This window comes from Nonomuraea zeae (assembly GCF_005889725.1).
GTDB classification, from domain to species: Bacteria; Actinomycetota; Actinomycetes; order Streptosporangiales; family Streptosporangiaceae; genus Nonomuraea; species Nonomuraea zeae.
The window spans coordinates 1-6,721 of the sequence record NZ_VCKX01000468.1 but is presented as its reverse complement, the minus strand read 5'-3'; the positions used below and the strand labels follow the sequence as shown (position 1 = coordinate 6,721).

The window sequence follows — 6,721 nt, the reverse complement described above, 5'->3', positions numbered from 1 at the left end:
GTGGTTGGGGCTGCGGGGCGGCGCGCGGCGGGGACAGATCGGGACGGCGCGGGGACGATCGGCGCGGCCTCCGAGACGGGGGCCCCGGCCTGGCGCGCGGACTTGAGCGTGCGCACGTTCTCCGCCGCGACCGGCCGCGCCGCCGTGGTCACGCCCGCCTGCCTGCGCGGCAGCCGGTCGCGCTTGTCGCCCTCCTGCGGCTCGGGCGTCGGGTCGAGCTGGACGAGCTCCTGCGGCAGCAGCACCACGACGGTCGTCCCGCCGTAGGGGGACGCCTTGAGCACGACCTGGATGTCGTGGCGCTTGGCGAGCTGGCTGACCACGTAGAGGCCCAGGCGGGCGGTGCCGGTGATGCGGAACTCAGGCGGGTCCGAGATGCGCTCGTTCGCGCTGTCCAGGTCCTCGGGCTTCATGCCCAGGCCGCGGTCCTCGATCTCGATCACGTACCCGTTGGCCACGAGCTGGCCGCTGACCTGCACGTTCGTGTAAGGGGGCGAGAACGACACGGCGTTCTCGATCAGCTCGGCCAGCAGGTGGATGACGTCACCGACGGCCCGGCCGATGAGCACGACATCGCCCATCGGCATGAGCGTGACGCGGGTGTAGTCCTCGACCTCCGCCAGCGCGCCGCGGACCACGTCGACCATGGGGACCGAACGACGCCACGTACGGGCGGGGGAGGAGCCGGAGAGCACGATGAGGTTCTCCGCGTTGCGCCGCATGCGGATGGCGAGGTGGTCGAGCCGGAAGAGCTCCTTCAGCTCCTCGGGGTCGGTCTCGCGGCGCTCCATCACGTCGAGCACGGTCAGCTGCCGGTGGACCAGGCCCTGCGTCCTGCGGGCCAGGCTGAGCAGGATGTCGCGGATGCTGCGGCGCAGCTCCGCCTGCTCGGCGGCGACGCTGATCGCGGTGCGCTGGACGGTGTTGAACGCCTGGCCCACCTGACCGATCTCGTCGTCACCGAAGTCCAGCGCGGGCACCTCCTTGGCCAGGTCCACCTCCTCGCCGCGGCCGATGCGCTCGACCACGCCGGGGAGCCGGTCGTCCGACAGGTCGTGCGCGGCGTCGCGCAGCTTCTTGAGCTGGGCGAGGAGCTGCCTGGTCGTGGTGATCGACAGCACGATCGAGGCCACGACGGCGATGAGGCCCAGCCCGCCGGCCAGCACTAGGCGGACGACCACGCCGACGGCGCCGGGCACGGCCCGGTCGACGAGCCGGTCACCGCCGTCGGTGATGAGCTTGTCCAGCCCGGCACGGGCCGGCTCGGTGACCGCGCGCCACTCCGCGCCGGTCACCGGGGGCGTCATGCCGATGTTGGGGCGCTGGCCGAGCCGCTGCTCCAGCGCGCGGAGCTGGGTCACGGCGCGGCTCTTCGACCAGGCGTCGAACGCGGCCGCGTCGGCGGCCGGCAGCTGCGCCGCGGCCTGCTCCAGGGAGATGCGGTAGAAGCCCGCCAGCCGCATGAACTCGGTGTGCTCCGAGGCCGTGAACCCGCCGCTGGCCAGCGCGCCGGCGACGAGCGCGTCCGCGCGGGCCAGATACTCGCCCGAGCGGCTGATCACGATCATGGTACGGGCGTCCCGCGCGATCTCCTTGTCGTCCAGGGCGGCCACCGAGTCGAACATGCGGTAGAGCGAGTCGATGATCTGGTTGTAGGAGTCGGAAGCCTGGGGACGGCCTGAGCGGCCGGTGTCGATCGCCTTCCTGGCCGGGCCGATCCCGCCGGCGATCTTCAGTGCTTCGTCGATGCGGCGGGTCAGCGCGGCATCGGCCGCGAACCGGACGCCGGCGCTGGTCGCGGACTCCGCGAACTCCTGGCGCGCGGCGTCGGTCCTGGCCCGCTGGTCACGCAGGGCCTTGTCAGGTGTTTGCTGGGTGGAGCCCAGGGCCACGACCGTGAGGCGGCGCTCGCGCTGCAGCTCGGCGAGCAGGCGCTCGCTGGGTTGCACCGCGCCGCTGTCGACGGTTGTGGCGCCGACGAGGTTCACACCTTCGCGCAGGGTGACCCAGGCGGCGAAGCCCCAGAGCGCGACGAGTGACACCAGCAGGACCGTCACCTTTGCCCGCACGCCGAAGTTGCGGAAACGCATATTTTAGCCGTCCAGGTCAGGGGATTGCGTTAAGCCAGATGTCAAGGCATACGTGAACATTTCTTGGATTCGACACCTGGGACACCTTAGCAATGCCTCAGGAGCCGCTCAAGGTAGGTAAATACCAATACGTGGTGTTAAGTCCAGATTTAGGCTGTTAAGATCATACTTGCAAAAAGATAGCGGCTTGCCAGGATGGCGGCTCGCACCACGGCTATCGGTGTGTAAAGGTCCTTGTCATGCCACAGGGGCGGATAGTCCGATATCTCGCCCGTACGCAGTAAATACTGGTAGCCGCGAGCGGCGGCCTGCTTGGCCTGTTCCTCGATCTCGTCGCCGCGCACCGCCTCCGGCAGCAACAGCGCCTGCATCGCGTACGCGGTCTCCTCCGGTGTCCCCTCCCATCGACCCCACGACCCGTCGGGACGCTGCCTGGCCAGCACCCACTCGCGGGCCCTGGACACGGCCGGGGCGAATCGGGGCCCTGCGTACTCCCCGAGCGCGAGCACGCAGCTCAGCGTCGCATAGTACGGGGAGGCGTGCCAGCGATCATCCCAGCTCCCGTCCGGCCGCTGCCGCTCGGCGAGCAGATTCGCGACCCGCTCCCGCACGCCGGCGTAGGCGTCCGCCCGGTCGGGCCGGGTGGCCGCGTACGCGCCGAACGCGTCCAGGACGTGCGCGTTCACGCTGACGGAGAAACCATCCTCGCCCGGCCACGTGCAGAAGTGGGTGCCCGTGTCGAACGCCAGCAGGCTCTCCGGATCGCGCGCCATGCCGTGCAGCGCCAGAGCATGCAAGGCGACGGCCGTCGTGTCGGCGTCCGCGGGCAACCCGGGGCCGGCGGGCGTGCCGGCCGGGCCGATCGCCGCCCTGAGGTCGGCCACCATCTCCGGCGGGACCGTGACGGGGACGCCGGCCCGCGCCAGCCAGGTCAGCACCCAGCCGCGCTCGAACACGGTGATGGGCAACCCGACGGGAACCGGCCCTCCGTACCGGGTGGCGACCGCCTCCAGGTGACTTCTGGCCGAATCGGCGTCGAGCAGGGCGCCGGTGCCGAGCCAGGCGGCGGTCGCGGCGGGGGAGGCGCCGATCGTGCCGATCATCGTCGGCCGGACGGAGCCTCCGCCGCCCGCCGCGATGCCCGCCACCTCGAACGAGTGCAGCAGCTTCTCCGGGAGCTCGGCCCCCGAGGCCACCACGTGCCGGAGGCGTTCCATCCGCGAGTAGTCGAGGCCGGGCGGCAGCGGCAGCGGCTCGCCGACGTCATGAGCGTTGATGAGGGCGATCAGCGAGGGGACGATCAGGTCGACGGCCGGCATGTCGGGCAGGGGGGTCTCTTGCGACAGCCACTCGCGCAGGGCGGCCAGTCCTCGGGCCGCGGGCTCCGCGGCCCCGGCGGTGAGCAGGGCCTCCGTGGCGCTCAGCGTCGGCACCAGGCTGTAGCCGTCCGGCGCGCCCCACGACCCGTCCGGCCGCTGGGTCCTCACCAGGTAGTCGATGCGCTCGTCGTGGCCGGTCAGCCAGGGGGCCAGCGTCACCAGCCGCCCGGTCTCGTAGATCGACGCGGAGACCTGACCCCATGGCGTGGCCATCAATGTGGCGATCAGCAGATCCGCTTCGCGGGCGATGTTCACAGCTCTCCCCAGTAGTCCGATACGCCGTAGAAGCCGGTGTTGAAGCCGATCTGCCGCTCCAGGTAGAGCGCGGTCCTCGGGCTGGCCTCGCGGATGGGAGCGATCAGCTCGGCCGCCGTGCGCGCGTGACGGGCCATCCGGGCGGTCACCTCGGCACGCCCGGCGCCCAGTGTCAGCGCGTTGGCGTCGCCCCAGCCGGCTTCCCTGTCGTACGTGCTCAGGTCGTTCAGCAGCCGCAGGTAACGCTGCACCTCGTCGCTCGCCTCGCGGACCACGTCGAGATTGCCCAGCGTCCACGCGTCGCCCGTGTAGAGCCAGTGGGACAGGTTGACGAAGGAGGAACCGCAGCTGTCGGCGTTCGTCAGGTACTCGGTCAGGCCCGGCCTGGCCTTCGCCTCGCGCCAATCCCACTCCGTGAGCATCGCGCCGAGCATGCGTCCGAGCTGGTCGCACCAGCGCGGATCGCCGTCCAGCTCGTCGCGGAGCCCGGCGAGCACCTGGGTGAGCGGGCTGCCCGGCGCCTGGCCCCCCGCCACCGCCAGGCACTCGGCGATCAGTTCGACCACCTCGTCGCGGGACACGGCGAGGTGATCGACCCGCAGGTCCACCGCGAACACCCACAGCGCCGCACGGTTGACGGCGCGTAGCTGATCCGGGGCAGCCCAAGGGGAGCCGAAGGCGCCCACGAGCCCCAGCGAGTGGAAGAAGCCCGCGTCGAACGGCCTGGCGGGGAAGAGGTCGGGGTGTTCGGCGGCGTGGCGGCCCAGGTCGCGGGCGCACTCGATGGCCAGCGCACTGGACCTGCCCAGTTCGGCGGCCGTGCTGAGGCCGGTCACGCGTGCTCCACGGGGACGAGCGTCATCGACAGCCCCGCCGGTGGCCGCAGCGTGGAGGCCAGCCGGGGAGTGACGGGTCCGGTCGTGTGCAGAACGGGCCGGAACCTGCACAGGATCCCGGCGATCAGCAGCAGCGCCTCCATCAGGAACAGGTGGGGCCCCAGGCAGACGTGCGGCCCCGCGGCGAAGGGGAAGTAGGCGTAGCGATGACCTGCCCGCTCGTTGCCCGGCGCGAATCGCTCGGGGTCGAATTCGTGCGGCCGATCCCAGAACTCCGGCAGCCGATGCGTCAGATAGGGGCTCAGCACCATCGTGGAGCCGGCCGCGATCTCGGTGTCGCCGATGCGGTCGGCCCGCGCCGCCGTACGGGGCAGGATCCAGCCCGGCGGGTAGAGGCGTACCAGCTCGTCCACGAACATCTTCAGGTACGTGAGCTCCGGCAGGTGCGCGACCGTGACCGGCCCGCGCCCGACCACCCGCCGCACCTCTTCGTACACCTTGGCGGCGATCTGCGGATGCGCGTCCAGCACCGGCCAGACCCAGGTGAGCGCGGTGACGGAGGTCTCCGTGGCGGCGCCGTGGATGGCCACCATGTCGTCCCTGATCAGCCGGTCCGCACTGGCCTCGTCCCGGCGGGCGCTGACCAGCCTGGACACCAGGTCGACCGCCTCGCCGCCGCGGGCCCTGGCGTAGCGGATGCGCGGGTAGACGACCTCGTCGATGGTCTTGACCGCCTGCTTGAACGCGCCGTCGCCGGGCAGCGGGAGGCGCTCCGGCGCGAACGGGAGGAGTAACCGGATCGACCTCGCCGTCACGCCCGTGTCGTAGGCGGGCGCCAGCCGTTCGATGTCCGAGTCGGAGATCGTGGCGCCCAGGAACAGCCGCACGATCGTGGGATGGATCAGGTCCGAGATGCCCTGCGCAACGTCGAACCGCCGGCCGGGCACCACGGTGGTCTCGACGAGCCGGTCGATGATCTCCGCCATGCGTTCGGTGAGCGAGTTGAGGTATCTCGCGGTGAACACCGGCTGGAGGATCTTCCTACTGGCCGCCCAGCCCTCGCCGTCCGACAGGATTCCCTGGCCGAGCAGCGGGGCGAGGGGGTCCCAGAACATGCCGGACCGGACGTAGTTAGGCTGGTTCGTCTTGAGGATGTGCTGGACATGATCAGGGTGGGTGACCAGGTAGGGCCGGAAGGGGCCCATGTTCAGCCGGACGAGCTCACCGCCCGCACGGTTGCTCGCGTCCTCGAACGCCTGTACGGGCGTACGCGCATGCCGGGCCAGTGATCGCAGAAAGGGAAGTGTTCTAGCCTCACGCACCGGCACGCCGCCGAACGTCACTGCGGACCTCCCATGATGCCCGCATCGACTGATCGGACATTTTCTGACATATGTCAACCGTTGAGTGGAGTATCACATGCTTATGCATGTAGATTCAAGATCGCACTGAGGTAGGAGCACCTGTTGAATTTCAGCCATCCGTTGGCCGGCGGCGCCGTCGCCCGCTGCCGCGGCCTGCTCGAACCGGCTCTGCGGGAGGCCGTTTCGGTCCTGCATCCGTGGGGCGCAAGGATGGCCGCATTCGCCTTGGGCTGGTCTGATGCGGACGGCAAGCCGTACAGAGGGGACAGCGGCAAGGGCGTGCGGCCCGCCGTCTCCATGCTCGCCGCGGAGGCCGTCGGCGCCGGCGCGGAGTCGGCACTGCCGGCGGCGGTGGCGGTGGAGTTGGTGCACGCGTTCTCGCTCGCGCACGACGACATCATCGATCACGACGAGCGGCGAAGGCACCGCGAGGCGCTGTGGAAGGCGTACGGGGTGGGGCCCGCGCTGCTGGCCGGGGACGCGCTCCTGGCCCTGGCCGTCAGGCAGGTCGCGGAGCGGCCGGAGGCGATGACATGGGTGTCGGCGGCTCTCGTCGAACTCGTCCAGGGACAGGCCGCCGACATGGCCTTCGAGAACCGGCCCTGGCACGGGCCGCGCCAGGTCACCCTCGCCGAGTACGTGGAGATGGCCGCCGGCAAGACCGGAGGGCTGCTGGGGGCCGCGGCGGCGGCGGGGGGGCTGTCGCGGCTGGACGGCGACCGGTCCAAGGCCCGCAGGTCGCTGGTGCCCACCCGGCTGATCGCCCGCGGCTCCGGCGAACTACGCCCGTAGCCGGC

General features: G+C 70.9%; 5 protein-coding genes. 1 reads left to right on the top strand and 4 read right to left on the bottom strand.

The features are described 5' to 3' along the window. The 4 genes from ETD85_RS59085 to ETD85_RS59070 all read right to left on the bottom strand — a co-directional run. Positions 1–2,090 (bottom strand): sensor histidine kinase (locus ETD85_RS59085; RefSeq protein ID WP_206059577.1); only part of this gene is annotated, 2,090 nt, incomplete at its 3' end. Positions 2,091–2,239: 149 nt separating this feature from the next. Continuing rightward, entirely contained in the window at positions 2,240–3,724 is a 1,485-nt protein-coding gene (locus ETD85_RS59080) for a prenyltransferase/squalene oxidase repeat-containing protein (protein WP_206059576.1), read from the bottom strand. Continuing rightward, positions 3,721–4,560, bottom strand: a complete 840-nt coding sequence (locus ETD85_RS59075; protein ID WP_138698552.1) for a terpene synthase family protein — start codon at positions 4,558–4,560, stop codon at positions 3,721–3,723. The genes ETD85_RS59080 and ETD85_RS59075 overlap by 4 nt, the downstream gene beginning before the upstream one ends. Next, the gene (locus ETD85_RS59070) at positions 4,557–5,903 is read right to left on the bottom strand and encodes a cytochrome P450 (RefSeq protein ID WP_170247443.1); all 1,347 of its coding nucleotides are present in this window, start codon (positions 5,901–5,903) and stop codon (positions 4,557–4,559) included. The genes ETD85_RS59075 and ETD85_RS59070 overlap by 4 nt, the downstream gene beginning before the upstream one ends. Before the next feature lie 123 nt (positions 5,904–6,026). On the opposite strand from ETD85_RS59070, the gene ETD85_RS59065 reads away from it, so the two are divergent. Continuing rightward, entirely contained in the window at positions 6,027–6,716 is a 690-nt protein-coding gene (locus ETD85_RS59065; RefSeq protein ID WP_240780123.1) for a polyprenyl synthetase family protein, read from the top strand. Positions 6,717–6,721 lie beyond the last annotated feature (5 nt).